This is a genomic window from Streptomyces sp. NPDC056144 (assembly GCF_042264145.1).
GTDB lineage: Bacteria > Actinomycetota > Actinomycetes > Streptomycetales > Streptomycetaceae > Streptomyces.
Genome location: NZ_JBHJVF010000016.1, coordinates 109,751 through 135,042, shown reverse-complemented (window position 1 = coordinate 135,042; position 25,292 = coordinate 109,751). Strand labels below are relative to the sequence as shown.

Below are 25,292 nucleotides of genomic sequence, written 5' to 3'. Positions count from 1 at the left end.
TCGGGACCGTCGGGTGCGTTGGGTGCGATGGATGCATGGGGTACGTCGGGACGGGGCCGTATCGTCGCTACGTGGAGAGTAGGACGCCGGTACGTCGGAACGCAACCGTATCGTCGTGACGTAAGTCGTTGGTTAGGATGCCGTCATGAGCGAACCGACCCCCCGCCGCGCCCCCGCCGGAGCCGCCGTACTCCGCGAGGACGTGACCGAGGCCATCCGCACCGCCGTCTTCGACGAGCTCGCGGCGGTCGGCTTCGCCCGGATGTCCATCGAGGGCATCGCCCGGCGCGCGGGCGTCGGCAAGACCGCCGTCTACCGGCGGTGGAAGTCCAAGCTCGCCCTCGTCCTCGACCTCGTGGGCGCCTTCGCCGCCCAGGGCCTGCCCGTCCCCGCCACCGGCTCGCTGCACGGGGACGTCCGCGCGCTCCTGGAGATGGCCTCGTACGCGCTCCGCCACCCGGTCGCCTCGCAGGTCATCCCCGACCTGCTCGTCGAGGCCGCGCGGCAGCCCGAGATCGCCGACGCCATCCGCGAGCGGCTGCTCGACAGCCAGCAGGGCGTCATGGCCCAGATCGTCCGCGAGGCGGTCGCGCGCGGCGAGCTGCCCGCCGACGCCGACCCGGCGAAGGCGCTCGACCTCGTCGTCGGCCCGCTGTACTGGCGCCTCGTCGTCGTGCGCACGGAGCTGCCGGACGGGTACGTGGACGAGCTCGCGCGCGCGGCGGTGGCGGCGCTCAAGGCCTGAGCGCCCGTACTGGGCGTCCGCCCTGAGCGTCCGCCCTGAGCGTCCGCCCTGAGCGTCCGCCCGGTCACGTACCCGAGGGCCTACTTCAGCGCGCCGGCCGTCACGCCCGACGTGAACTGGCGCTGGAACGCGAAGAACACCGCCAGCGGCACCACCATCGACAGGAACGCGCCCGGCGCGAGCACGTCCACGTTGTTGCCGAACTGCCGGACCTGCTGCTGGAGCGCCACCGTGATCGGCGGCGACTGCGCGTCCGCGAAGATCAGCGCGATCAGCATGTCGTTCCACACCCACAGGAACTGGAAGATCCCGAGCGAGGCGAGGGCCGGGGCGCCGAGCGGCAGCACCACGCGCGCGTAGAGCCGGATCTCGCCCGCGCCGTCCAGCCGCGCCGCCTCCAGGAGCTCGCGCGGGATCTCCGCGAAGAAGTTCCGCAGCAGGAAGATCGCGAACGGCAGCCCGAAGGCCGTGTGGAAGAGGACCACCCCGAGCGTCGTCTCGAAGAGCCCGACCGCCCCGAACAGCTTCGACACCGGGACCAGGGCGACCTGGACGGGGACCACGAGCAGGGCCACCACTCCCAGGAACCACCAGTCCCGGCCCGGGAACTCCAGCCACGCGAACGCGTACCCGGCGAAGGAGCCGAGGGCGAGGACGAGCAGCGTGGCCGGGACGGTGATCAGGACCGTGGAGAGCAGGGAGCCGGTGATCGTGCCGTTCGCGAGGAGGTCGGCGTAGTTCCGGGTCGTGAGCTGGGCGGGCGCCGTGAACACCTGCCACCATCCGCTCGCCGCGATGTCGGAGGGCGAGCGGAGGGAGGAGAGCAGCAGGCCGAGGGTCGGGAGCAGCCAGAACAGTCCGGCGAGGAGCAGGAGGACGCGGACGGCGCCGGAGCCGGCCCGGGCGGCGAGGCGGCCCGCGAGGCGACCGGGGAGGCGACCGGGGAGGCGGCCGTCGAGGTGGTCGGCGAACCCCTTGTCCGGTGGTTTCACCTGCGGGTCTCCCTTCGGATGCGGCGGATGTTGACCGCCATCACCGGCAGCACGAGCAGGAGCAGGACCACCGCGATGGCCGAGCCGACGCCGAGGTCCGCGTCCGTGCCGAAGGACGAGCGGTAGAGCTGGAGCGCGAGGACGTTCGCGTCGTCCTGCGCGGAGCCCGGCGCGATGACGAAGACCAGGTCGAAGACCTTCAGGACGTTGATCATGAGCGTGACGAGGACGACCGCGAGGACCGGCGCGAGGAGCGGCACCGTGATCCGGCGGAACACCTGCCACTCGTTCGCCCCGTCCACCCGCGCCGCTTCGAGCAGCTCGCGCGGGAGGGCCGCGAGCCCCGCGCCGATCAGCACCATCGCGAACCCGGCCCACATCCACACGTACGCCCCGATCACGGCCGGGGTGACGAGCGACGGGCCGAGCCACTCCACCCCGGCGTACGGCTCGCGGAAGTTGCTCGCGGGCAGCCGGAGTACGGCTCCGTCGGCGCGGTCGGCGGGCAGGGAGAAGGTGCCGTCGGGGGCGGCGGTGGTCGAGGCGACGACCTTGCCGTCCCGTACGGCCTCGATGCGGAGGCCGGCCAGGCCGAGTTCGGCGGGGTCGACGACGTTGGGCTTCCCGCCGCCACCGCGTGTGAAGTCCAGCCAGGCGGTGCCGGTGACCGTGGTGGAGCCGGAGGGGCGGGGGGTGTGGGCGGGGCGGGCCTCCTCCGGCATCCTCCCCGGTGCCACGCCGACGAGCGGCAGCCGTACGGGTTCCCCGGCGGCGACCGGCTCCTTGGTGACGTACGCGCCGCCGTCGGCCGCCGTGAGCGGGTGGACGGGCAGCGGGCGGGCACGGGGGAAGACCGAGGACTCGGCGAAGGTGTCGTGGACGCCGACCCAGACCGCGTTGGCGACCCCTCGGTCCGGGTCTTGCTCGTACACCAGCCGGAAGATGATCCCGGCGGCGAGCATCGAGATCGCCATCGGCATGAAGACGACGAGCTTGAACGCCGTTCCCCAGCGGACCCGTTCGGTCAGGACGGCGAACACCAGACCGAGGACGGTGGCGACCGTGGGGGCGAGAATCAGCCAGACCAGGTTGTTGCGGACGGCGGTGCGGAGGGAGTCGTCGGTGACGAGCGCGAGGTAGTTGTCGACGCCGACGAAGGCGGTGCCGGAGCGGTCGAAGAGGGAGCGCTGGACGGAGTAGCCGATGGGGTAGACGACGAGGGCGCCGAGGAGGAGCAGGGAGGGGAGAAGGAAGGCGGCGGCGACGACACGGCCCTTGGTGCGGGCGGGGGTCCTGGCGCTGCTGGGGGTGCTGGGCATGGTGGCCCCGCCTCAGTTCTTCGCCGCGGCCTTGTACGCCTTCGCCGCGTCCGCCTCCAGGCGGGCCTGCGCCCCGGCGACGTCGGCCGGGTTCTTCAGGAAGTCCTGGAGCGCCTTCCACTCGCCCTTGCCCGGCGTCCCGCCGAAGGACTGCGGCATCTGGTCCGACATGTCGAAGCGGAAGTCGTCGCCCGCGCCGATCAGCGCCTTGGCGATCTCGCGCTGGACGTCGTTCGGGTACGCGGCCGGGTCCAGGTTCTTGTTCGGGGAGAGGAAACCGCCCTCGGCCGCCCAGATCCGGGCCGCGTCCGGAGAGGCCAGGAAGGCGAGCAGCGCCTGCGCGCCCTCGGTGTCCTTGAGGGCGACGGCCGCGTCGCCCGCCGTCACGACGGGGGCCGTGCCGGAGCCGACGGCCGGGAACGGGAAGACCTTCGCGTCGGTCCCGATCTCCGCCTTCGTCTGGGCGATGTTGACGGCCGCGAAGTCGCCCTCGAAGACCATCGCGCCCTTGGGGCGGTCGCCGCCGGTGAAGGTCTGGGTGACCGAGACCGGGTACTCCGTCTGGAGCGCGCCGTTCGTCCCGCCCGCGAGGAGCGCGGGCTTCCCGAAGAGTTCGGCGAGCGTCTTGAGCGCCGCGCCGACGGACGGGTCCGTCCACTTGATCTCGTGCTTCGCCAGCCGGTCGTACTTCTCCGGGCCCGCCTGCGACAGGTAGACGTTCTCGAACCAGTCCGTGAGGGTCCAGCCGTCCGCGCCGCCGACGGAGACCGGGGTGACACCCGAGGCGGAGATCGTCTCGGCGGTGGCGAGGAACTCCTTCCAGCTCTTCGGCTCGGAGGCGCCCGCGTTCTCGAAGGCTGCCGTGTTGTACCAGACCAGGGACTTGTTGGCGGCCTTGAAGTAGACGCCGTACTGGGTGCCGTCGACCGCGCCGAGGGCCTGCCAGCCGGGCGAGTAGTTCGCGGCGAGCGCGGCCTTGGCCTCGGGGCCGACGGGCTTCAGCCACTTCTGGGCGGCGGCCTGCCGGATGGCGCCGACCTGCGGGAGCAGGGCCACGTCGGGCGGGGAGCCGCCGGCGATCTTCGTACCGAGGAAGTTCACGATCGGGTCCTGGGCGGGGACGAAGGTCACCGTGGCGCCGGTGCGCTTCTCGAACTCCTTCAGGACCTTGGTGAAGTTCTCCTGCTCGGGGCCGGTCCAGACGGCGGCGACCTCGATCTTCTGGCCCGCGAGGGAGCGGGAGGCCGGCGTGGGCGCGGAGCTGGTGCCGCCGTTTCCACCGCTGCTGCTGCCGTCGCCGTCGCCGCCGTTGTCGCTCTCGCCGCCGCAGGCCGCGAGGGCCAGGGCGAGTAAGGCGGCCGTCACGGCCGCCCCGGCCTTGCGTGAGTGAAGAGTTGATCGCATCGCGGCCCCGTCTCTCCCATGCGCGTCACTGTCCCGTGCCGACAGGTCTACGCCCGGTGACGAGGCCGCCGCAATACCGCCTCTCGCGCGAAGAGGGCGATCGTGACGGCCTTGTGACGTCTCGTCAGGTGACGCGTCAGGTGCGCGTCGCGGGGGCGAGCGGCGGTATCGGGGTCGCCTCGACCGAGCGGGCGGCCCGGTCCAGCGCGCTCGCGAGGAGGGCCAGGTCCGTCGGGCCGTTGCCCAGTTCGCGGACCGGGCGGCGGGCGGGCGGGTCGCCCATCCGCTCCCACTCCAGCGGGACGACGACCGGGCGGAGCGTCGCCGTCCGGGGGATCCGGCCCGAGACGCGGCCCGTCTGGAACGGCGTCAGACGCCCGTCCGGGTGCCCGAGCCGTCCACGGCCCGCGGTGGGCACGTCGGGGCCCGGGGCGGCGGGCGGCGGGTCGAGCACGACCCGCAGGCGGGCGCCGTGGGCGAGCTCCGTGTCGGACGTGCGGTCCGGCCGCGCCGAGGTCGCGACGAGGTGGACGCCGAGCCGCTCGCCGTGCCGGGCGACGGCTTCGAGGGCCCGGACGACGGAACCGGCGGCGGGGCGGCCGGGGGCGCCGAGGGCCGGGGCCACGAGGGCGTCGAAGTCGTCCACGAGCACGACGAGCCGGGGCAGCGGGCCGCTCCCGGCCGCGACCTCGTACGCGGCCTCGGGCCGCGGCACGCGCGCGCCCGAGGTCGCCGCTGCCGCGGCCTGCTCGACGGGTTCGCCGTCCCCGGTCCGGAGGGTCCGGCCACTCGGCCCCGAACGGAGGGTCCGCCCGCTGGACCGGTCGACGAGATCGCCGTCCCCGGTCCGGAACGTGCGGCTGCTGGGGCGGTCGGTGAGTTCGCCGTCCCCGGTCCGGAACGTGCGGCTGCTCGGGCGGCCGCCGAGGTCGCCGTCCCCCGCGCGGTGGGTCCGGCTGCTCGGACGGTCCTCCAGGGGCCCGCCGTCCCGCCGGGGCAGCCGTCCGCTGGGCGTGTCGGGCAGGTAGCCGCCGGCCGGGTACGGGGTCCGGCCGCTCGCGTGGTCGCTCGTGCCGGGGTGCGGGATGCGTCCGCTGGGGCGGCGGCCGAGGTCCTCGGCTCCGGGGTGCGCCACGCGCCCGCTCCCGCGACCGTCGAGGTCGTCGGAGCCCGGATACGGGATCCGGCCGCTCGGGCGCCGGCCGAGATCGTCCGCGCCGGGGTACGGGCCCTGGCCGCTCACGCGGCCGTCGAGGTCGTCGCCGGGGTAGGGGGTCCGGCCGCTCGCGTGGTCGCTCGTGCCGGGGTGCGGGATGCGTCCGCTGGGACGGCGGCCCAGGTCGTCCGCGCCGGGGTGCGCCACGCGCCCGCTCGTACGGCCGTCGAGGTCCTCGGCGCCCGGGTGCGGGATCCGGCCGCTCGCGCGTCGGCCGAGGTCGTCCGCGCCGGGGTACGGGCCCTGGCCGCTCGTGCCGGGGTGCGGGATGCGTCCGCTCGGGCGGCGGCCGAGGTCGTCCGCTCCGGGGTACGGGCTGCCCTGGCCGCTCCCTCGACCGTCGAGGTCCTCGGCCCCGGCCCGGCGCACGCGCCCGCTGGAGCCGCCGTCGAGGTCCTCGGCGCCCGGGTACGGGATCCGGCCGCTCGCGCGTCGGCCGAGGTCGTCCGCCCCGGGGCGGGCGATGCGGTCGCTGCTCCGGCCGTCCAGGTCGTCCGCGCCGTGGCCGCTCGTGCCGGGGTGCGGGATCCGGCCGCTCGCGCGGCGGCCCAGGTCCTCGGCGCCCGGGTGTGCCACGCGTCCGCTCGTACGGCCGTCGAGGTCGTCGGCGCTCGGGTACGCGATCCGTCCGCTCGGGCGGCGGCCCAGGTCGTCCGCTCCGGCGCGGCCGCTGGTGCGGCTGTCGAGGTCGTCGGCGCCGGGGTACGCGGTGCGGCCGGTGGTGCGACGGCCGAGGTCGTCCGCTCCCGCGCGGCCGCTCGTACGGCCGTCGAGGTCGTCCGCCCCGGGGCGGGTGATGCGGCCGCTGCTCCGGCCGTCCAGGTCGTCCGCGCCGTGGCCGCTCGTGCCGGGGTGCGGGATCCGGCCGCTCGCGCGGCGGTTCAGGTCGTTGGCTCCCGTGTCGCCCTCGGGGCGGGTCGCGTCCACGTGGACCGTTCGGCCGCTGGGGCGGTCGCCGAGGGTGCCGTCGTCCAGGGTGCGGTAGGGGGTGCGGCCGCTCGGGAGGGCGCCGACGGTGCCGTCGCCCGTGCGGAGGGTGCGGCCGCTCGCGCGGCCGTCGAGGTCGCCCGGCTCCGGGAGGCGGACGGTCACGCGCGGGGCCACCGACTCCGCCGCGCTCGCGGTGCGCTGACCGCCGATCAGCCGTTCGGCCGCCCGCGCGCCCTGCCGGTCCGCGAAGTGGCCGTCGCCGAGGATCTCCGCCCGGCGCTTCAGCTCCGCGCCGAGCGCCTGCGCGAACTCCCGCATCCGGACCGGGTCCGAGGCGACCAGGTGCTCGCTGACGTGCGGCAGCTCCGTACACGCCGCGAGGCCCTCGCCGCGCTCGCCGCCCGCGCCGTCCACGAGGAGCAGGCCCAGGCGGTCGGGGCGGCCGCCGGCCGCCAGGGACGCGGCGACGGCGCGGAGCAGCTCCGTGCGGCCGCTGCCCGCGGGGCCCTCGATCAGCAGGTGGGGGCCCTCCTGGGTGAGGTCCACCGCGAGCGGGCCGCGCGGGCCCGTGCCGAGGACGACCGTGCCGTCGCCGGCCGAGGCCCAGCGGGCGAGCAGGGAGGCCGGGGTGGCCCGGGCGAGGCCCAGTTCGTCGAGGAGCCGCGAGGACGGGGGGAGCGCGGCGGCCCGGCCGTGCGGCGCCGTGTTCGTCTCGGTGCGCAGCGGGGCGAGGGCGCGGCCGAACCGCTCCGCCCAGGCCACCGACACCGCGTCGACCACGCCGACCGTGCCGTGGCCCGCGACCTGCCCGCCCGAGGCGCGCACGAGCCGCAGCGCGGTCGCCACGTCGCCGCTGAGGAGTGCCACCGCCCCGCATTCGCGGAAGGCGAGGGAGGCGACGCACGCGGACTCGTACGTCGCGGTCACCGGTGACTCGGGGGTCGCCGCGGGCGCCTCCGCCAGGCACAGCACGTGGATGCCGGCCGCCGCGCCGACGCCCGCGAGGCGCGCGACCGTCTCGCGCAGTGCCGCCGAACCGGGGTCGCCGTCGACGACGACGAGCGTCGAGGGCCCGTCGTGGCGCGCGGCGGCCTCGGCGACGGTCTCGCGGTCGGCGCTGGGCCAGCCGGGGCCGAGGGGGCCGTCGTCGAGCCGTCGGGTCAGCTCGGTCGTACGGGCCTGGGCCTGCTCGCGGTCGTAGGCCAGGAGCAGGCGGCAGTCCTGGCCGTGGGCCGGACGGACGTGGGGGAGCCAGCCGAGCCAGCCCCAGGCCCGGCGCCGCTCCTCGAGGGAGCGGTTCCGGTCGGCGCAGATCAGCACGATCTCCAGGTCGGCGGGGGAGTGCAGGGCGGCGAGCTGGGCCACGACCGAGCGGGCGAGCCCGGCGAGCCGGTCGGCGGGGCCCGCGAGGCCGAGCGAACCGGCTTCGCGCAGGCCGACGGTGACCGGCACCCCGGACAGCTCGGCGCGGTCGGCGGTGCCGAGCCTGACCACGAGGGACTCGGGGTGGCCCTGGGGCCGCTCCCACAGGCGCGGGCCCGGGCCCAGCGCCGTGAGGAGGACGGTGGCCGGGTCGGGCCAGGCGTCCGCGAGGGAGGGGGAGGAAGGGGAAGAGGGGGCGGGAAGGACGGGGGCAGGGGCAGCGGTGGTCCGCGCGGCCGGGCGGTCGTCCTGCCGGGGCGCGGGCTGCTCCTCGCGGCCGCCCGCGAGACGCCGGGCCCACGCGCCGAGGCCGCGCTTCCCGCTCTGGCGGCGGGTCTGCCGGGTGCTGCTGTGCGCCGTGCCGTCACTCTCGCCCTCGGCGTCCTCGTCGCCGTAGGAATGCGCGGGGTCCTCCGCGCGCGCGTGGCCGGGGGAGTCCTCGGCGTACGGCTCCGCGTGGTGGACGTCGCCCGCGGGCTCGTACGCGCGCGCGTCCTCGTCCGCCGGACGCGCCGCGGGCGCGACGCGCAGGTGGCCCTCGCCGTCGGGGGCCGTCGCCACCGTCTCCGTACCCGCGAGGTCGTCGCCCGGGGCGGTCAGGCGGAGGGCGGACTCGCCGAGGCGCAGCAGGGAGCCGGGGAGGAGGCGGACCGGGCGGGCGCCGACGGGGGCGCCGTCGAGCGTCGTGCCGTTGGTCGAGCCCAGGTCGGAGACGGTGACGCGGCCGTCCTCGCCGACGGTCACCGTGCAGTGGGCGCGGGAGACGTCGGGGTCGTCGAGCGGCACGTCGGCGTCGACGGAACGGCCGATTCTGATCGCCCCGCCGTGGAGCAGGTGCACGCCGCCCGCGTCCGGTCCCGCCACCACGTGGAGCCGGGCGGAGGCGGCCTCGCCGACCCGGTCGTCGGGGCCGGGGACCTGGAGGGAGAGGACGGCGCCGTCGACGAGCGGCGGCTCGCCGAGCAGGCAGCGCTGCGCGTCGAGCCGCTCCGGGCCCGCGTAGAGCACGGTGGTGCCCGAGGAGGAGGTCTCGGGGCCGGTGACGGCCGCGGCGAGACCGGAGGCCACGGCGGCGAGTGCCGTCCCGGCGGGGGCGGTGACGAGCACGTCGCAGGCGCGCGCGGCGCTGTGGCCGCCATGGCCCGTGTGGCTGCCATGGCCGGCGTGCGGCGCGAGGACGGTCAGGCGGATCTGCATCGCCGTCAGCGGTCCCTTCTGCGCGAGGTGCCCGGCAGGGGTCCGCCCTGTGACTCCCCCCACCCGACACGGACGCGTCGTCCGGTTCAGGTCGGCACGGCGCGGGGGCTCCCGACCCCACCGATGCGACGTGCTGGAGGCATCCTCGCACCTGCCGCTGACAACATGTCCCCGGGTCGGCCAGAAGTGATCTTGATCGATCGCTCGTGGTCCAAAAAATGCCTGGTTGAGCATGCCTTCGGACCATGCCCGGCAACCATCGCGGCGCGCGGAGCGTCTTCTTCCGGACAAGTTCAGGACGTCACCGGGGCCCGCGCGGGTCGCCGGACGGACCGCCCGCCGGATCGGTTCCCGACCCCTCCACGAGGAGCCGGAGCCGTACCGCCGGCCGGGAAACCGGCCTGTGGACAACCGGTCTCGGACCCGTTCGGCGGCACTAAAGTGGGTCGGACGCCCGAACGGGTCACAACAGAGGACAGGGAACCCCGGGGAACCCCAGCGAAGCCCGGGGAACCGCGGGAAGACACGGGACCACCCAGGACCACGATCAGCAGGGAGCGCGTGACGTGCGGCCAATCGGCAGCAAGTACCTGCTCGAGGAGCCGCTCGGACGCGGCGCCACGGGCACCGTCTGGCGAGCCCGCCAGCGGGAGACGGCGGGCGCCGAGGCGGCCGTTCCCGGCCAGCCCGGCGAGACCGTCGCGATCAAGGTCCTCAAGGAGGAGCTGGCCAACGACGCGGACATCGTGATGCGCTTCCTGCGCGAGCGGTCCGTGCTGCTCCGGCTCACCCACCCGAACATCGTGCGCACCCGCGACCTGGTCGTCGAGGGCGATGTCCTCGCCCTCGTCATGGACCTCGTCGAAGGCCCCGACCTCCACCGCTACCTGCGGGAGAACGGCCCGCTCACCCCGGTCGCCGCCGCCCTCCTGACGGCCCAGATCGCCGACGCGCTCGCCGCGAGCCACGCCGACGGCGTGGTCCACCGCGACCTCAAGCCGGCCAACGTCCTGCTCGCCGAGCAGCACGGTCAGATGCACCCGATGCTCACCGACTTCGGCATCGCGCGCCTGGCCGACTCCCCGGGCCTCACCCGCACCCACGAGTTCGTCGGCACGCCCGCGTACGTGGCGCCCGAGTCCGCCGAGGGCCGCCCGCAGACCTCCGCCGTCGACATCTACGGCGCGGGCATCCTGCTCTACGAGCTCGTCACCGGCCGCCCCCCGTTCGCCGGCGGCACGGCCCTCGAAGTCCTGCACCGGCACCTCAGCGAGGAGCCCCGCCGCCCCTCCACCGTCCCCGGCCCGCTGTGGACGGTCATCGAGCGCTGCCTCAGCAAGGACCCCGACCGCCGCCCCAGCGCCGAGAACCTCGCCCGCGCCCTGCGCGCGGTCGCGGCCGGCATCGGCGTCCACGCCACCCCCGCCCAGATCGAGGCCGCCGACGGCGTCGGCGCGCTCCTCGCCCCCGACCCGGCCCCCGCGCCGGTCCCCGACACCCCGGGCGTGGACCCGGCCGGTGCCACGCAGGTGCTGCCCAGCACCGGCGCCGTGCCCCCGTCCCAGTACGACCTCGCCGCCGCGACCAGCGTCATGCCGACGAGCGGCCCGGCCGGCGCCGCCGACCCGACGGCCGTGCTGCCCACCGGCGGCCCGGCGGGCGTCGCGGACCCGACCGCCGTCATGCCGCCCGTGCCGTCGCAGCCGCCGCAGAGCGAGGACCCGCACCCCTGGCAGAGCCAGCTGCGCGCGGCCCGCGACCGCAACGAGCAGACCCAGGTGCAGTACCTCGACCCGAGCGAGGACCCGCTGCGCCGCCGCCCGCAGCGCCCCCAGGCGCAGCCCGGACCGCAGCAGGGCGGACCGCAGCACGGCGGCCCGCAGCAGGGCGGACCGTACGGCGGACCGCAGGGCCGGCCTGGGGGTCAGCAGTACGGCCAGCAGGGCCCGTACGGAGCCCAGCAGGGCCAGCAGTACGGCCAGCAGGGGGCGTACGGCCAGCAGCGCCCTCCGCAGCAGTACCCGCCGCAGCACCAGCAGCAGCACCAGCCCCAGCAGCCGCAGCAGTACGCGCCCCCGCCGCCCCAGCAGCAGTACGCGCAGCCGCAGCGGCCGCCCCAGCAGCACCAGCCCCCGCAGGCCCCGCCGCAGGCACCCGCCCCGCGCGAGCCGCGCCCGCCGCGCCAGCGGAGCGCGAACCCCATGCGGATCCCCGGCCTCGGCTGCCTCAAGGGCTGCCTCTTCACGATCGTCCTGTTCGTGGTCGCCGGCTGGCTCGTCTGGGAGCTCACCCCGCTCCAGGGCTGGATCGCCGAGGGCAAGGGCTACTGGGAGGCCATCGGGGACGGCATCTCCAAGGTCACCGACTGGGTCTCCACCATCGGCGAGGCCACCGGCTCCGGCGGTGCTACCGGCGGTACGGGGCAGTAATCGGCGGTAATACTGCCGATTTATCGACTTCCGAAGGGTGATTTCCCCGCGGAAGTGACGACCGGCGGCCGCGGACGCGTAGTTTTGACGCGAACCGCAGCCGCTGAGGGAGCAGTCTTGGCACGGAACATCGGCAGCCGCTACACCGCCCACCAGATCCTCGGGCGGGGCAGCGCCGGAACGGTGTGGCTCGGCGAGGGGCCCGAAGGGCCCGTCGCCGTCAAACTGCTGCGCGAGGACCTGGCCTCCGACCAGGAGCTCGTCGGCCGCTTCGTCCAGGAGCGGACCGCCCTGCTCGGCCTCGACCACCCCCGGGTGGTCAAGGTCCGCGACCTCGTCGTCGACGGCAACGACCTCGCGCTCGTCATGGACCTCGTCCGCGGCACCGACCTGCGCACCCGCCTCGACCGCGAGCGCCGCCTCGCCCCCGAGGCCGCCGTCGCGATCATCGCCGACGTCGCCGACGGCCTCGCCGCCGCGCACGCGGCCGGGATCGTCCACCGCGACGTCAAGCCCGAGAACATCCTGCTCGACATGGAGGGCCCCCTCGGCCCCGGCGGCGCCCACCCCGCCCTCCTCACCGACTTCGGCGTCGCCAAGCTCATCGACACCCCCGGCCGCACCAAGGCCACCCGCATCATCGGCACCCCCGACTACCTCGCCCCCGAGATCGTCGAGGGCCTCCCGCCCCGCGCCGCCGTCGACATCTACGCCCTCGCGACCGTCCTGTACGAGCTCCTCGCCGGCTTCACGCCCTTCGGCGGCGGCCACCCCGGCGCGGTCCTGCGCCGCCACGTCACCGAGACCGTCGTCCCGCTCCCCGGCATCCCCGAGGAGCTCTGGCAGCTCGTCGTCCAGTGCCTCGCGAAGGCCCCCGCCTCCCGGCTGCGCGCCTCCGAGCTCGCCGCCCGCCTCCGGGACGTCCTGCCGCTGCTCAAGGGCATCCCGCCGCTGGACGTCGACGAGCCGGGCGCGGAGCCGTCCCCGGAGCCGTACGAGGAGGACCCGTACGCCACGGGCGCGGGCGCCGGCGGCGGGGAGCCCGGCCCGCGCCGGGCCGCCGTCCCGCTCGTCCCCGGCGCCTCCGCCGACTCCAACCGCGACACCCACACCTCCATGCGGGTCCCCGCCCCCGACGAGCTCTCCGGCGGCCCCCTCGGCACCGCCCGCGCCCCCCGCCCGGCCGGCGCCCGGCGGCCCGGCTCGGCCCGCCACAAGGCGGGCGTGGTCCGCAAGCGGCGGATCACCCTCGCCGTCGCGGCCGTGGTGGTCGCGGGAGCGCTCGGCGCCGGCGGCTACCTGGCGGCCTCCGGCGACGGGGACGCGCCGCCGCAGGACTCGAAGCAGTCCTCGCAGCCCTGAGCCCCCGGGGTCACGGCCAAAGGTTCGGCTCCCGGCCCGGAGCCGTTACGCTGGACGCGTGGCAGTCGTCGATGTATCCGAAGAGCTGAAGTCCCTCTCCTCGACCATGGGGTCGATCGAGGCCGTCCTGGACCTCGAGAAGCTGAGGGCCGACATCGCCGTGCTCGAAGAGCAGGCCGCGGCCCCGTCCCTGTGGGACGACCCGGAGGCGGCGCAGAAGATCACGAGCAAGCTTTCGCACCTCCAGGCCGAGGTCCGCAAGGCCGAGACCCTGCGCGGCCGGATCGACGACCTCGCGGTGCTCTTCGAGCTCGCCGAGGAGATGGACGACCCGGACACCCTCGCCGAGGCCGAGACGGAGCTCACCTCCGTCCGCAAGGCCCTCGACGAGATGGAGGTCCGCACCCTCCTCTCCGGCGAGTACGACGAGCGCGAGGCGCTGGTCAACATCCGCGCCGAGGCCGGCGGCGTCGACGCCTCCGACTTCGCCGAGCGCCTCCAGCGCATGTACCTGCGCTGGGCCGAGCGCCACGGCTACGCGACCGAGATCTACGAGACCTCGTACGCGGAAGAGGCCGGCATCAAGTCGACCACCTTCGTCGTGAAGTCGCCGTACGCCTACGGCACGCTCTCCGTCGAGCAGGGCACCCACCGCCTGGTCCGCATCTCGCCCTTCGACAACCAGGGCCGCCGCCAGACGTCCTTCGCGGGCGTCGAGGTCCTCCCGGTCGTCGAGTCCTCCGACCACGTCGAGATCGACGAGTCGGAGCTCCGCGTCGACGTCTACCGCGCCTCCGGCCCCGGCGGCCAGGGCGTCAACACGACCGACTCGGCCGTGCGCATCACGCACCTCCCGACCGGCATCGTCGTCTCCTGTCAGAACGAGCGCTCGCAGATCCAGAACAAGGCGAGCGCCATGAACGTCCTCCAGGCGAAGCTCCTGGAGCGCCAGCGTCAGGAGGAGCGCGCCAAGATGGACGCGCTCAAGGACAGCGGCAGCTCCTGGGGCAACCAGATGCGGTCGTACGTGCTCCACCCGTACCAGATGGTCAAGGACCTCCGGACGGAGTTCGAGGTCGGCAACCCGCAGTCGGTGCTCGACGGCGAGATCGACGGCTTCCTGGAGGCCGGCATCCGCTGGCGCAAGCAGCAGGAGAAGTAACCCCGTTCGTACGGGCACGGGCCTCGCACCTGAGTGGTGCGGGGCCCGTCCTCGTTTCCGTACGGGACGCGGTCCGCGCTCCGCGGATTCGCTGGAGCAAGCGGAGGAGCGGGGGTGCGGGTGCTTTGTCGACAAGGGAACTGGGCTCACGGAGCCCGGAGTTACGGCTTCACGTCACAGTTGCATCGTCATATGGCGGGCCATTGTGGATCTTTCGGGCATCGCACGCGCAACGACCTTGACTGCTCATCGGAAAGTCGGAAGGGTGGCCCATTGGCATGCGCATTTCTGGGGCGCGTGTGAACGGGGGGCCCGGTTCAGTCGCGATGTCGCCCCCTGCGCGCGGGGCCCCGAGCGCTGCCCCATGACGAGCTGAGCTACTGGGGGTAGCAACCAGATGACGAAGAAGACGCGAGTGCGCCTCGCGCGCATCGCCGCCGGCGCGATGATCGCCGCCGGCGCTTCGATGACCGTGGCCGGCGTCGCCCAGGCCGACCCGACGCCGCCGGAGTGCCTCCCGAACACGGTCTGCCCGGACCCGGAGCCGACGGTCGAGCCGACCGTGGAGCCGACGGTCGAGCCGACCGTGGAGCCCACGGTGGAGCCGACCGTGGAGCCGACGGTCGAGCCCACCGTCGAGCCGACGGTCGAGCCCACCGTCGAGCCGACGGTCGAGCCGACCGTGGAGCCCACGGTGGAGCCCACCGTCGAGCCGACCGTGGAGCCCACGGTGGAGCCCACCGTCGAGCCCACGGTCGACCCGACCGAGCCCGGCAACGGTTCGAACGGCTCCAACGGTTCGAACGGCTCCAACGGTTCGAACGGGTCCAGCGGGTCCAACGGTTCGAGCGGCACCGGCACGTCCGGCTCCACCGGCACCGGCACCTCCGGTTCCACCGGTTCGACCGGCACCACCGGTTCGGAAACGGGCGCCTCCGGCTCGACCGGTTCGGCCGACTCCGGCTCGACCGGCTCCACCGGCTCCGGCGACGCCGGCACCTGCACCGTCGACCTCGACGGCGCCGAGTGCGTCGACACCGGTACGGGCTCCGCCACGGGCAACGGCAACACCGACACCAACAACGTCGGCTCCCAGCCCGTCCAGCAGGGCGAGGCCAAGGAGGAGCTCGCCGAGACCGGTGCGGCCGAGACCTCGTTCCTGGTCATCGGCGCCGCGACCATGATCGCGGGCGGCATCGGCTTCCGCATGCTGCCGCGCCTCGTTGCCCGGGGCGGCGACGTCGCCGCGTGAGCGCGTAACGGCGTGACCGTGTGAGCGCACGAAGAGAAGGGCCGGGGAGTGATCTCCCCGGCCCTTCTCTCCACTTTCCACGCCCGATACGGCTACGCCGTCTGGACCACCGCGAGCAGGGCGAGGGCGGCGAGCAGCGCGATCGCCAGCGTCAGCAGCATCGCCGGGGTCGGACCCTGAGGGGTCAGACGCTCCCGGTTCGCGCGGCAGACGGGGCACCGGCCCTCGGCGACCGGGGCCGCGCAGTTGGCGCACACCAGTCGGTCGTAGGTCATGCGCTCTCCTCCTCCCGCACAGGGATCCACACCAGGACAACGTCCGGTGGGTTCCGGACGTTCCCCCTACCACTGTGCCAGCTCCGGCACGTTTCGGCGCGTCCCGCCGGAAGGACCGCCCGTCGTCGCAAACGGTGAAAAAGGATAAACCACGTAAGTCGGGACCGCGACTGCGCGGGCCTACGCCGTTCGCGTAAGGTCACGCACACCTACTCCCGGCCGACCGTGGTGCATCCGTGATCCGATTCGACAACGTCTCCAAGTCCTATCCGAAGCAGAACCGCCCCGCGCTCCGGGATGTCTCCCTGGAGATCGAGAAGGGGGAGTTCGTCTTCCTCGTCGGTTCGTCCGGCTCCGGAAAGTCGACCTTCCTGCGGCTCCTGCTGCGAGAGGAGCGCGCCAGCCAAGGCCAGGTGCACGTCCTCGGCAAGGACCTGGCCCGGCTCTCCAACTGGAAGGTCCCGCACATGCGGCGCCAGCTCGGCACCGTCTTCCAGGACTTCCGCCTGCTGCCCAACAAGACCGTCGCCGAGAACGTGGCCTTCGCGCAGGAGGTCATCGGCAAGCCGCGCGGCGAGATCCGCAAGGCCGTGCCGCAGGTGCTCGACCTCGTCGGTCTCGGCGGCAAGGAGGACCGGCGGCCGGGCGAGCTCTCCGGCGGTGAGCAGCAGCGCGTGGCCATCGCGCGCGCCTTCGTGAACCGTCCGATGCTGCTGATCGCCGACGAGCCGACCGGCAACCTCGACCCGCAGACCTCCGTCGGCATCATGAAGCTGCTGGACCGCATCAACAGGACGGGGACCACCGTCGTCATGGCGACCCACGACCAGAACATCGTCGACCAGATGCGCAAGCGCGTCATCGAGCTGGAACAGGGCCGTCTCGTCCGCGACCAGGCGCGCGGCGTCTACGGATACCAGCACTGAGCTGTAGCGAGTAGGAGAAAGCAGACCCATGCGCGCTCAGTTCGTGCTTTCCGAGATCGGCGTCGGTCTCCGGCGCAACCTGACGATGACCTTCGCCGTCGTCATCTCCGTGGCCCTTTCGCTCGCCCTGTTCGGCGGTGCGCTGCTCATGCGCGAGCAGGTCAGCACGATGAAGGACTACTGGTACGACAAGGTCAACGTCTCCATCTTCCTCTGCAACAAGACGGACGCGGCCACGGCGCCGAAGTGCGCCAAGGGCGCGGTCACGGCGCAGCAGAAGGAACAGATCGAGGCCGATCTGAAGAAGATGGACATCGTCGAGACCGTCCACCACGAGACGGCCGACGAGGCGTTCAAGCACTACAAGGAGCAGTACAGCGACACGGCCATCGCCTCCGTCATCACGCCGGACCAGATGCAGGAGTCGTTCCGGGTCAAGCTCAAGGACCCGGAGAAGTACAAGGTCGTGGCGACGGCCTTCGCCGGCCGTGACGGCGTCGAGTCGGTGCAGGACCAGCGGGGCATCCTGCAGAACCTCTTCGACCTGATGAACGGCATGAACATCGCGGCGCTCGGCGTCATGGGCCTGATGCTGGTCATCGCCCTCATGCTGATCGTGAACACCGTCCGCGTCTCGGCCTTCAGCCGCCGCCGCGAGACCGGCATCATGCGGCTCGTCGGCGCGTCCAGCTTCTACATCCAGATGCCCTTCATCATGGAGGCCGCCTTCGCGGGCCTCCTCGGCGGCGGCGTCGCCTGCGTGCTGCTCCTGGTCGGCCGGTACTTCCTCATCGACCACGGCATCGCGCTCGCCGAGAAGATGCAGCTGGTCCAGTTCATCGGCTGGGACGCCGTCCTCTCGGTCCTCCCGCTGGTCCTCGTCATCGGCCTCCTGATGCCGGCCGTGGCGGCCTTCATCGCGCTGCGCAAGTACCTGAAGGTGTGACAAGAGCCCACTGACGGCGGATGGCGTCGTGCGGTCAAAGGCCGTGCGGCGCCTTTTGCTTGTCCTAGAGTGGGCCGCGTGCCGGCCGGCGGTGAAGGGCTTTGTATCCGGCCCCGCGGAGTGCTCCGTGGGGCCGTTCTGACGTTGGTGTTCGCCGGGGTGCTCGCCACCGCCGCCGCCACCGGGGTGCTGCCCCGGGAGGAGAGTGCCGGGGCGGAGGGCGCGGGTGGGGATCGGGCCGCGGTGCGGCGGGCGGTCGCGGAGGCCATGGCCGACGGGAAGTCGGGGACCGAGGCGGCCGAGGAGTTCGTGAGCCGGAGCGGGGACCGGTGGAGCGCGGTGTACGACAAGAGGGAGTACGCGGCTTTCGAGCGGTCCCTCGACGGGGCCTACACGGGGGTCGGGCTCTCGGCCGGGCGGTCCGGGGCCGACGGGGTGCGGGTGACGCGGGTCCAGGACGGCGGGCCGGCCGACCGGGCCGGGCTGCGGGTCGGGGACCGGATCGTGGCGGTCGACGGGCGGGCGGTGGACGGGCTGTCCGTGTCCGAGGTCGTGTCGCTGCTGCGCGGGGACGGGGAGGCCGGGACTCCGGTGGAGCTCCGTGTCGGGCGCGGCCGGGACGTGTGGACCGAGACCCTGCGCCGGGCCCGGCTGGAGACGGATTCCGTCACCGTCCGGCGGCTCGACGGCGGGGCCGTGCTGATCAAGGTGTCCGCCTTCACGAAGGGGGCCGGTGCCCGGGTCCGGGACGCCGTGCGCGACGCGCCCGCCGGTGCGGGTGTCCTGCTCGATCTGCGGGGCAACGCCGGGGGCCTCGTCGCGGAGGCCGCCGTCGCCGCCTCGGCGTTCCTGGACGGCGGGCTCGTCGCCACGTACGACGTCGAGGGCGAGCAGCGGGCCGTGTACGCGGAGGGGGGCGGGGACACGGGCAGGCCGCTGGTCGCGTTGGTCGACGGGGGCACCATGAGCGCCGCCGAGCTGCTCACCGGCGCCCTCCAGGACCGGGGCCGGGCGGTCACCGTCGGCTCGCGGACCTTCGGCAAGGGGTCGGTGCAGATGCCGAGCGAGCTGCCGGACGGGTCGGTGGCCGAGCTGACCGTCGGCCATTACCGGACCCCGGCCGGTCATGCGGTGGACGGGCGGGGCATCACCCCTGACGTGGTCGCCGCGGACCGGGCCGAAGAGCGGGCGAGGACAGTATTGAGTGGCCTCGGAGGGGGCTCCTAGTGCGAAAATGACCGCACTATGGCAAAGGGACTCGTGAACGTGCAGGGCAAGCCTGCCAAGAAGACGACGGACAAGGCGCCGGAGCGCAAGCTCATCGCGCAGAACAAGAAGGCCCGGCACGACTACCACATCCTCGACACCTACGAGTGCGGTGTGGTGCTCATGGGCACCGAGGTGAAGTCGCTGCGCATGGGGCGTGCCTCGCTGGTCGACGGCTTCGTCCACATCGACCACCACGAGGCGTGGCTGCACAACATCCACGTCCCGGAGTACATGCAGGGCAGCTGGACCAACCACCACGCCAAGCGGAAGCGCAAGCTGCTGCTGCACCGTGCCGAGATCGACAAGCTGGAGTCGAAGGCCTCGGAGACGGGTCACACGATCGTGCCCCTGTCGCTGTACTTCCTGAACGGCCGGGTGAAGTGCGAGATCGCACTCGCCAAGGGCAAGAAGGAGTACGACAAGCGGCAGACCCTGCGCGAGAAGCAGGACACGCGCGAGACCGCGCGGGCGATCGCGTCGGCGAAGCGGCGGCAGCGGGCGGCCCAGGCGGCGGCGCGCGGCTGACGCGGTCTGACTGACACGGTCGGGCCGTCGCGGTTTATTCGCTGGCAACCGTGCCCGTCGGTCACGTACGATGGGTCACGCACCTCACAGAGGGTGCACGCATTGAAAACACAACATGGGGATGATCGGTTTCGACAGCGGATGTCGAAGCAGGGGAAGCGTGTCGAGGAAGCGGCAATGATCTCGTTAACCACGCGCCGAAACCAATAATCGCCAACACCAAGCGCGATTCCTTCGCCCTCGCTGCCTAAGTAGCGACTTGCGAAGTGTCAGCCCGGGGCTGTTCCCGACCCGGATCCTGGCATCATGAAGGGGACTAAACCTTGATCCCGGTCACGGGGTGAAGAGGGAAATCAAACAGTGACTGAGCCCGTTCCGGACTTGTCTGGGTGATCCGGAGGGCTGAGAAACTCGTACCAGTCTGCACACGGAGAAGCCCTGGTTCCGCACCGTTGGACGCGGGTTCGATTCCCGCCATCTCCACTCATCCCATGTGGGCAGAGGCCCGGTGGTCGCGCGAGCGGCTGCCGGGCCTTTGTCATGCCCTGCGTGCGTTCCCTCTCTTGTGGGGTTGGTCTGTACCTGACACTCTTCGGTCCGCCGCCCCCCACGCCACGGCATTCCCGGAGGTACGTATGCGTCGCAGAGCCCTCGCGGTCCTGTTCATGCTCCTCGCCCTGCTCGTCCCGGCCACCGCCCTCCCCGCCGGTGCCGGCGCCGCCGCCCCCGCGCCCGTGCAGGTCTACGGCACCTGGCACTGCGGCGACGACTTCTGCACCTGGGGCACCGTCCGGAGCGTCGCCGAGTTCGACGCCAAGAACCACTGGATCATCGACCGGGGCGACGGCCGGCCCTCCGTCAACCTCGTCGTCCTCAGCTTCGTCGAGCCGCTCAAGCTGCTGCGCCGCACCAGCGACGCCACCACCGCCAACGGCGTGCCCGTCGGCATGAGCCGGGACATCGTCCAGTACTTCACCTCGCGCGGGATCCGCGTGATGCTCTCCATCGGCGGCATCACCTACACCGACGAGTGGGACACGGCCCTCGCCGAGAACGCCGGCCAGCTCGGCCTGAACGCCGCCGCCGTCGCCGCAGACCTCGGCGTCGGCATCGAGATCGACTACGAGCAGAACACGAACCCGAACCTCGCCGGGCTCCAGGCCTTCATCGACGCCTACCGGTCCGTCCACGCCTACGACGCCTCCGGTACGAAGCCGGCCGCGCGCCTCACCCTCGACACGGCCGCCGGTGACCGCTGGCTCATCGACATCAACCGCAAGGCCACCGCCGACTGGCTGCGCACCGACAAGCCCGTCCTCGACTACGCCAACGCGATGGTGACCGCCCGGCCCTCCTCGGCGAGCTCCCACATCGCCAACTGGCAGGAGCACCTCGACGGCAAGTCGCAGTTCTCGCCGCCGGTCGCCCCGCTGGCCCCCGCCAAGTTCACGGCCGGGCTCTACCTCGCGTACGGCCGCAGCCCGCTGCCCGAGTGCGTCGACTTCGCGAACTCGCTCCAGAAGGCCACGGGCGACTGGGTGCGGAACGCGGCCCCCAACGGGGCCGGGACCACGGCCGGGCTCCTCGGCTACATGTTCTGGGCGGCCGAAAAGCCGTCGACCCGCGGCCTCGGCACCCAGGAGCCGAACGGCTGCGCGGGCGGCGCGGGCGCGGGGGCGACCGCGTACGGCGTGCAGGTGCCGATGCCGGCCCTCCGGCAGAGCTAGGGCCTGTCCGGGGGCCAGTCCGGCGGATCATGCCGGGCTCGTGGCGTCTGGTGCGGCACCTCGCCGCGCCAGGCGCCGCTCCCTGGTCCGGCACGCAGTCGGTCCGACCTTCTTTCGGTCGGCGGCCCGGCGTGCCAGACTGGCTTCGTCGAGTTCACATGTGAACCCACCGGAGGGATGACCGTGAAATTCCTGGCCAGCACATTGGTCCCCAAGAACAGCAGGGGGCCGGGGAGCCCGCCGCTCAGCCGGACCGAGCGGTTCGCGGAGCTGACCGAGCTCGCGCTCTGGGCCGAGGGGCTGGGTTACGACGCCTTCGGGATCGGCGAGCGGCACAACCCGGACCTGCTGTCGGCCTCGCCCGCGGTGATCCTGTCGCACATCGCGGCCCGGACCTCCCGGATCCGCCTCGTCACCACCGTCGCGGTGCTGTCGCTGACTGACCCCGTCCGCTCGGCCGAGGACTACGCCACGCTCGACCACCTCAGCGGCGGGCGGCTCGACCTGATCATCGGCAAGGGGGGCGACGCCGTCGCCCCGAGCGTCTTCGGCGTCGATCCCGCCGACCTGTGGGACCGGCTGGAGGAGAGCTACGAACTGCTGCGACGGCTGTGGCGGGAGGAGAAGGTCACCTGGGAGGGCCGCTACCGCCCCCCACTGACCGAGGCCTCCGTGGAACCCCGGCCCCTCCAGCAGCCGGCGCCCCGGGTCTGGCACGGCTCGGCCACCGACAAGCGCTCCACCGAACTGGCCGCGCGCTGGGGCGACCCGCTCTACTCGGCCAACGGCACCGACCGGATCGGCCACTACCTGGAGCTGGTCGGCCACTATCGTGAGCGGCTCTCCTTCCACGGCCACGACCCCGACGCCGCCCTGGTCGCCGTGGGCGTGCACTCCCCGATCATCACCGACCGCTCCCAGGACGCCCTCGCGATCGCCCGGCCGATGTTCGAGGCCTCGGTGGCCGAGCACTACCGCGTCCGCGCCCGCTTCCCCTTCGCGTCCCTGGAGGACTTCGTCGAGAACGGGTCGGCGCTGGTCGGCACCGCAGACCAGATCACCGAGAAGCTCATCGGACTGCAGCGGAAGTTCGGCAACCAGCTCTTCGGCGTCGGAGTCGAGGGGTTCTTCTCCACCTACACGTCCGACCTGGCGGTCACCCGCGGCTACCTCGAACGGTTCTTCGCCGAGGTCGCCCCCGTGCTGCGCGCCGAGATCCCCACCACGCTCTGGGAGTGACCAGTGACCAGTGACCAGTGGCCAGTGACCAACGGTCCTCAGCGGTCGCGGCGCACGTGCGCGCGGATCTTCGCGGAGATCGCGGTCAGCTGCTCCACCTCGTCCGCGCCGAGGGCGCCGACCAGCTCCTCGCGGATGTGCCGGGCCCGGTACGCCTGGGCCCGGCGGAACACCTCAAGACCCTCCGGAGTCAGCGAGACCGTCGAGGCGCGTGCGTCGCCGGGCACCGTCCCCCGCTCCACCAGCCCGCGCTGCTCCATGCGTCCGACGTGCTGGTGGAGCCGGCTCTTGCCGAACATCAACGCCTTCGCCAGCTCGAACGCGCGCATGGTGTGGCCCTCGGTGTTGCCGAGCCCGTCCAGGACCTGCCAGTCGGGCTCGGACAGCCCGGTGTCCTGCAGGAGTCTGCGGGTCAGCACCTGCCAGAGCTCGGCGTCCATGTGGAAGAACGCGTCCCACAGTGCCCGTTCGCGCTCTCGCTGCCGCATGGCTCCACACTGTACCGAGCCACCTCCTAGGGGGTCTTGCTGCCCCGCGCGCGGCGGCCGACCCCGGTCGCCGCGCACAGGGTCAGCGCCGCGGCCGCCGCCGTGACCGGGACGAGGAAGCCGAAGGCGGGGAAGGGGGCGTGGTCGGCGGACCAGCCGCCGGTGGCCGAGCCCACCGCGATCCCGGCGAGCAGCGCGGTCACGGCGAGGGTCATGCCCTCGTTGAGCTGGGCCGGGGGCGTCAGGCGCTGGACCAGGCCCATGCCCGTGACCATCGTCGGGGCCGTCGCCATCCCGGCCACGAGCAGCCCGGCGGCGAGGGCGAGGAGCGAGCTCGTCGTGGCGGCGAGCAGCGGCATCGCCATCGTGACGGTCATCGCCGCCAGGCACGTACGGAGTCCGAAGGTGCGGCGGGCGCGGCCGTAGAGCAGGCCGGCCGCGCAGGAGCCCGCCGCCTGGAGCGCGAGGACGGGGCCGGCGACGGGGCCGTCCACGAAGGCCAGGGCGACCACCTCCATCGATCCGAAGACCGCGCCCGTGGCGAGGAAGACCGCGAGCAGCGGCACCATGCCCCGGGCGCGCAGCGGGGAGCCCGCGGCGGTGCGGGGCGCGACCGGCGGTTCGGTGGAGCGCTGGGCCGTGAAGAGCAGTGCCCCGGTGAGGAAGAGGACGGCCGCGAGGAGTGTGCCCGCCTCGGGGAAGAGTGCCGCGCAGACCAGGGCGGCGAGGACCGGGCCGGTCATGAAGCAGAGTTCGTCGACGGCCTGTTCGAAGGAGTTCGCGGTGTGCAGGGCGTCCGGGTCGTCCCGCAGGAGGTGCGCCCAGCGGGCCCGGGACATGCCGCCCATGTTGGGCTGCGTCGCGGTGAGCGCGACGGTCAGGAAGAGCGCCCAGGCCGGGGTCTTCTGGTGGACGCAGAGGAGCAGGACCAGCTGGCCGAGCGCGGCGTACGCGGCGGCCGGTACGGCGACGCGGGACTGCCCGTACCGGTCGACGAACCGGGCGATCCAGGGGGCGGTGAGGGCTCCGGCGGTCATGCCGGTGGCGGTGACGGCCCCGGCGAGGGCGTAGGAGTCGTACCGGCCCGCGATCATGACCACGGCGCTGATGCCGAACATGCCGGTGGGGAGGCGGGCGACGAGGTTGCCCGCGGTGAAGGCGCGGGTGCCGGGGAGGGCGAAGAGGCGGAGGTAGGGGTTGCGGGGCGTCGCCCTCGGGAGGGGGCGGCGGTCGGTGTAGCGCGGGGCGAGGGCCGGGCCCGCCGGGGTCAGGGCGAGGTCGGCTCGCGTCAGGGATCCTTGCGGCATGGATCAAGGCTCGCGGGGGAGGCGGGTGGCGGTCCAACACCTGATCGGTCGCCATTCACGCACCTGCGTTGTTAAATGGCGCGGTGACCTCACCGGCTCCCCGTGACACCGACCCCCGTCTCCTGCGCGCCTTCGTCGCCGTCGCCGAGGAGCTCCACTTCACCCGCGCCGCCGCCCGCCTGTACGTCGCCCAGCAGGCCCTGAGCCGCGACATCCGGCGCCTGGAACGGGAGTTGGGCGCCGAGTTCTTCGTACGGACCACCCGGCAGGTCGCCCTCACCCCGGACGGCGAGCGCCTTCTCCCGCACGCCCGCCGGGTGTTGGCCGCCCACGAGGAGCTCGCCGACGCCTTCCGGGTCACGCCCTGGCCCCTCCTCGTCGACCTCAACACCCCCGGCCTCGCCCATGAGCGCGTGCTGCGCCGGGCCCGCGAACTCGCCCCCGACCAGGAGCTGATGAGCCGGTACGAGAGCGGGCTCACCGGCGCCGCGCGCGAGATCCTCGCCGGTCGCCTCGACGCCTCCTTCGGGCGGTACGGAGGCCTCGCCCCCGAGCTCAGGTCGCGGCTCGACAGCGTGCTCGTGCGGTACGAGCGGATGGCCGTGCTGCTCCCCGAGGACCACGCGCACGCCGGCCTGCCCGAGGTGCCGCTCGCCGCGCTGGCCGGGGAGCAGGTCTACGCGGGCGCGGGCAACGACCTCACCCTGGAGTGGACCGACCTCGCCGCCCGGCTCTTCGCGGGGCGCGGGATCGAGGTCGCCACGTCCTGGCCGGTGGCGATCGGCCACGAGGAGTTCCGGCGGATCATGGCGAAGCACCGCAACCCGGTGCTCGTCGTGGTCGGTTTCCCGCCGACGCCGGGCTGCGTCCTGCGGCCGCTCGTCGACCCCGTACCCCTGTCACCCGTGAGCCTCGTGTGGCGCAAGGGGCGCCGCCACGCCGGCCTGGACGCCCTGCGGGCCGCCGCCGCCGAGATCGGGGCGCGGGAGGGCTGGCTGGACCGGCCACCGGGCTCGTGGCTGCCGGAGGGGGAGCCCGGAGTGCCGTGGGAACCAGCCACCCGTAGGGCCGGCGAGTGAGCCGAAGGGGCGCGTCGGGGGAACAGGGCCGAGCGCGCGGAGCCTCCCGAGGAACGAGGGAGGTGAGCACGGTCGGCCCTG

At 73.5% G+C, this 25,292-nt stretch carries 19 protein-coding genes and 1 other RNA gene; 13 read left to right on the top strand and 7 right to left on the bottom strand.

The genetic code is table 11. From position 1 onward, the window contains the following. Positions 1 to 145 precede the first annotated feature (145 nt). Complete coding sequence (locus tag ACFC0Z_RS32725; protein ID WP_376445739.1) at positions 146 to 745, top strand: TetR/AcrR family transcriptional regulator; 600 nt, start codon at positions 146 to 148, stop codon at positions 743 to 745. Positions 746 to 825: 80 nt separating this feature from the next. Here ACFC0Z_RS32725 and ACFC0Z_RS32720 read toward each other — a convergent pair whose 3' ends face one another. The 4 genes from ACFC0Z_RS32720 to ACFC0Z_RS32705 all read right to left on the bottom strand — a co-directional run bounded on the left by ACFC0Z_RS32720 (position 826) and on the right by ACFC0Z_RS32705 (position 9,225). Further along, positions 826 to 1,617, bottom strand: coding sequence for a carbohydrate ABC transporter permease (locus ACFC0Z_RS32720; protein ID WP_376445805.1), 792 nt, complete (start codon positions 1,615 to 1,617; stop codon positions 826 to 828). Positions 1,618 to 1,733: 116 nt separating this feature from the next. Beyond that, positions 1,734 to 3,056: a carbohydrate ABC transporter permease gene (locus ACFC0Z_RS32715; protein ID WP_376445736.1), complete on the bottom strand. Its 1,323-nt coding sequence runs from the start codon at positions 3,054 to 3,056 to the stop codon at positions 1,734 to 1,736. Between the two features lie 12 nt (positions 3,057 to 3,068). After that, positions 3,069 to 4,460 carry an ABC transporter substrate-binding protein gene (locus tag ACFC0Z_RS32710; protein ID WP_376445733.1) on the bottom strand — a complete coding sequence of 464 codons (1,392 nt, stop codon included), beginning with the start codon at positions 4,458 to 4,460 and terminating at the stop codon, positions 3,069 to 3,071. Positions 4,461 to 4,596: 136 nt separating this feature from the next. Further along, positions 4,597 to 9,225, bottom strand: a complete 4,629-nt coding sequence (locus ACFC0Z_RS32705; RefSeq protein WP_376445730.1) for an FHA domain-containing protein — start codon at positions 9,223 to 9,225, stop codon at positions 4,597 to 4,599. Between the two features lie 566 nt (positions 9,226 to 9,791). On the opposite strand from ACFC0Z_RS32705, the gene ACFC0Z_RS32700 reads away from it, so the two are divergent. The 4 genes from ACFC0Z_RS32700 to ACFC0Z_RS32685 all read left to right on the top strand — a co-directional run bounded on the left by ACFC0Z_RS32700 (position 9,792) and on the right by ACFC0Z_RS32685 (position 15,430). After that, positions 9,792 to 11,654: a serine/threonine-protein kinase gene (locus ACFC0Z_RS32700; protein ID WP_376445728.1), complete on the top strand. Its 1,863-nt coding sequence runs from the start codon at positions 9,792 to 9,794 to the stop codon at positions 11,652 to 11,654. Between the two features lie 117 nt (positions 11,655 to 11,771). Beyond that, entirely contained in the window at positions 11,772 to 13,016 is a 1,245-nt protein-coding gene (locus tag ACFC0Z_RS32695) for a serine/threonine-protein kinase (protein ID WP_376445725.1), read from the top strand. 58 nt (positions 13,017 to 13,074) lie between these two features. After that, positions 13,075 to 14,178 carry a peptide chain release factor 2 gene (gene prfB / locus ACFC0Z_RS32690; RefSeq protein ID WP_376445723.1) on the top strand — a complete coding sequence of 368 codons (1,104 nt, stop codon included), beginning with the start codon at positions 13,075 to 13,077 and terminating at the stop codon, positions 14,176 to 14,178. A gap of 397 nt (positions 14,179 to 14,575) precedes the next feature. Beyond that, positions 14,576 to 15,430, top strand: coding sequence for a hypothetical protein (locus ACFC0Z_RS32685; protein WP_376445720.1), 855 nt, complete (start codon positions 14,576 to 14,578; stop codon positions 15,428 to 15,430). Positions 15,431 to 15,522: 92 nt separating this feature from the next. Here ACFC0Z_RS32685 and ACFC0Z_RS32680 read toward each other — a convergent pair whose 3' ends face one another. Next, positions 15,523 to 15,705: a hypothetical protein gene (locus ACFC0Z_RS32680; RefSeq protein ID WP_376445717.1), complete on the bottom strand. Its 183-nt coding sequence runs from the start codon at positions 15,703 to 15,705 to the stop codon at positions 15,523 to 15,525. 236 nt (positions 15,706 to 15,941) lie between these two features. On the opposite strand from ACFC0Z_RS32680, the gene ftsE reads away from it, so the two are divergent. The 7 genes from ftsE (at position 15,942) to ACFC0Z_RS32645 (ending at position 22,337) form a co-directional block, all read left to right on the top strand. Continuing rightward, the gene (ftsE, locus tag ACFC0Z_RS32675; RefSeq protein ID WP_150269743.1) at positions 15,942 to 16,631 is read left to right on the top strand and encodes a cell division ATP-binding protein FtsE; all 690 of its coding nucleotides are present in this window, start codon (positions 15,942 to 15,944) and stop codon (positions 16,629 to 16,631) included. Between the two features lie 28 nt (positions 16,632 to 16,659). Continuing rightward, on the top strand, positions 16,660 to 17,577 hold the full coding sequence (gene ftsX / locus ACFC0Z_RS32670) for a permease-like cell division protein FtsX (RefSeq protein WP_376445714.1): 918 nt from the start codon (positions 16,660 to 16,662) through the stop codon (positions 17,575 to 17,577). 78 nt (positions 17,578 to 17,655) lie between these two features. Further along, on the top strand, positions 17,656 to 18,804 hold the full coding sequence (locus ACFC0Z_RS32665) for a S41 family peptidase (protein ID WP_376445712.1): 1,149 nt from the start codon (positions 17,656 to 17,658) through the stop codon (positions 18,802 to 18,804). Between the two features lie 18 nt (positions 18,805 to 18,822). Continuing rightward, entirely contained in the window at positions 18,823 to 19,371 is a 549-nt protein-coding gene (smpB, locus tag ACFC0Z_RS32660) for an SsrA-binding protein SmpB (RefSeq protein WP_376445709.1), read from the top strand. Positions 19,372 to 19,488: 117 nt separating this feature from the next. Then, positions 19,489 to 19,857, top strand: a transfer-messenger RNA (tmRNA) gene (gene ssrA, locus ACFC0Z_RS32655). A gap of 149 nt (positions 19,858 to 20,006) precedes the next feature. Beyond that, positions 20,007 to 21,098 carry a hypothetical protein gene (locus ACFC0Z_RS32650; RefSeq protein WP_376445706.1) on the top strand — a complete coding sequence of 364 codons (1,092 nt, stop codon included), beginning with the start codon at positions 20,007 to 20,009 and terminating at the stop codon, positions 21,096 to 21,098. A gap of 177 nt (positions 21,099 to 21,275) precedes the next feature. Further along, a complete protein-coding gene (locus ACFC0Z_RS32645; protein WP_376445704.1) occupies positions 21,276 to 22,337 on the top strand; it encodes an LLM class flavin-dependent oxidoreductase in 1,062 nt (353 codons plus the stop codon). 38 nt (positions 22,338 to 22,375) lie between these two features. Here ACFC0Z_RS32645 and ACFC0Z_RS32640 read toward each other — a convergent pair whose 3' ends face one another. Together ACFC0Z_RS32640 and ACFC0Z_RS32635 are read right to left on the bottom strand one after the other, a co-directional pair. Continuing rightward, on the bottom strand, positions 22,376 to 22,825 hold the full coding sequence (locus ACFC0Z_RS32640) for a MarR family winged helix-turn-helix transcriptional regulator (protein WP_376445701.1): 450 nt from the start codon (positions 22,823 to 22,825) through the stop codon (positions 22,376 to 22,378). 26 nt (positions 22,826 to 22,851) lie between these two features. Then, positions 22,852 to 24,132 carry an MFS transporter gene (locus tag ACFC0Z_RS32635; protein ID WP_376445699.1) on the bottom strand — a complete coding sequence of 427 codons (1,281 nt, stop codon included), beginning with the start codon at positions 24,130 to 24,132 and terminating at the stop codon, positions 22,852 to 22,854. A gap of 83 nt (positions 24,133 to 24,215) precedes the next feature. Between ACFC0Z_RS32635 and ACFC0Z_RS32630 the strand changes: the two genes are divergently transcribed. Continuing rightward, entirely contained in the window at positions 24,216 to 25,211 is a 996-nt protein-coding gene (locus ACFC0Z_RS32630) for a LysR family transcriptional regulator (RefSeq protein ID WP_376445697.1), read from the top strand. Positions 25,212 to 25,292 lie beyond the last annotated feature (81 nt).

Excerpts from the sequence above, each read along its gene's own strand:
- ACFC0Z_RS32725 (WP_376445739.1), top strand. The coding sequence starts at position 146 with ATGAGCGAACCGACCCCCCGCCGCGCCCCCGCCGGAGCCGCCGTACTC.
- ACFC0Z_RS32715 (WP_376445736.1), bottom strand. The coding sequence starts at position 3,056 with ATGCCCAGCACCCCCAGCAGCGCCAGGACCCCCGCCCGCACCAAGGGC.
- ACFC0Z_RS32710 (WP_376445733.1), bottom strand. The coding sequence starts at position 4,460 with ATGCGATCAACTCTTCACTCACGCAAGGCCGGGGCGGCCGTGACGGCC.
- ACFC0Z_RS32705 (WP_376445730.1), bottom strand. The coding sequence starts at position 9,225 with ATGCAGATCCGCCTGACCGTCCTCGCGCCGCACGCCGGCCATGGCAGC.
- ACFC0Z_RS32685 (WP_376445720.1), top strand. The coding sequence starts at position 14,576 with ATGACGAAGAAGACGCGAGTGCGCCTCGCGCGCATCGCCGCCGGCGCG.
- ACFC0Z_RS32680 (WP_376445717.1), bottom strand. The coding sequence starts at position 15,705 with ATGACCTACGACCGACTGGTGTGCGCCAACTGCGCGGCCCCGGTCGCC.
- ftsX (WP_376445714.1), top strand. The coding sequence starts at position 16,660 with ATGCGCGCTCAGTTCGTGCTTTCCGAGATCGGCGTCGGTCTCCGGCGC.
- smpB (WP_376445709.1), top strand. The coding sequence starts at position 18,823 with ATGGCAAAGGGACTCGTGAACGTGCAGGGCAAGCCTGCCAAGAAGACG.
- ACFC0Z_RS32650 (WP_376445706.1), top strand. The coding sequence starts at position 20,007 with ATGCGTCGCAGAGCCCTCGCGGTCCTGTTCATGCTCCTCGCCCTGCTC.
- ACFC0Z_RS32645 (WP_376445704.1), top strand. The coding sequence starts at position 21,276 with ATGACCGTGAAATTCCTGGCCAGCACATTGGTCCCCAAGAACAGCAGG.
- ACFC0Z_RS32640 (WP_376445701.1), bottom strand. The coding sequence starts at position 22,825 with ATGCGGCAGCGAGAGCGCGAACGGGCACTGTGGGACGCGTTCTTCCAC.
- ACFC0Z_RS32635 (WP_376445699.1), bottom strand. The coding sequence starts at position 24,132 with ATGCCGCAAGGATCCCTGACGCGAGCCGACCTCGCCCTGACCCCGGCG.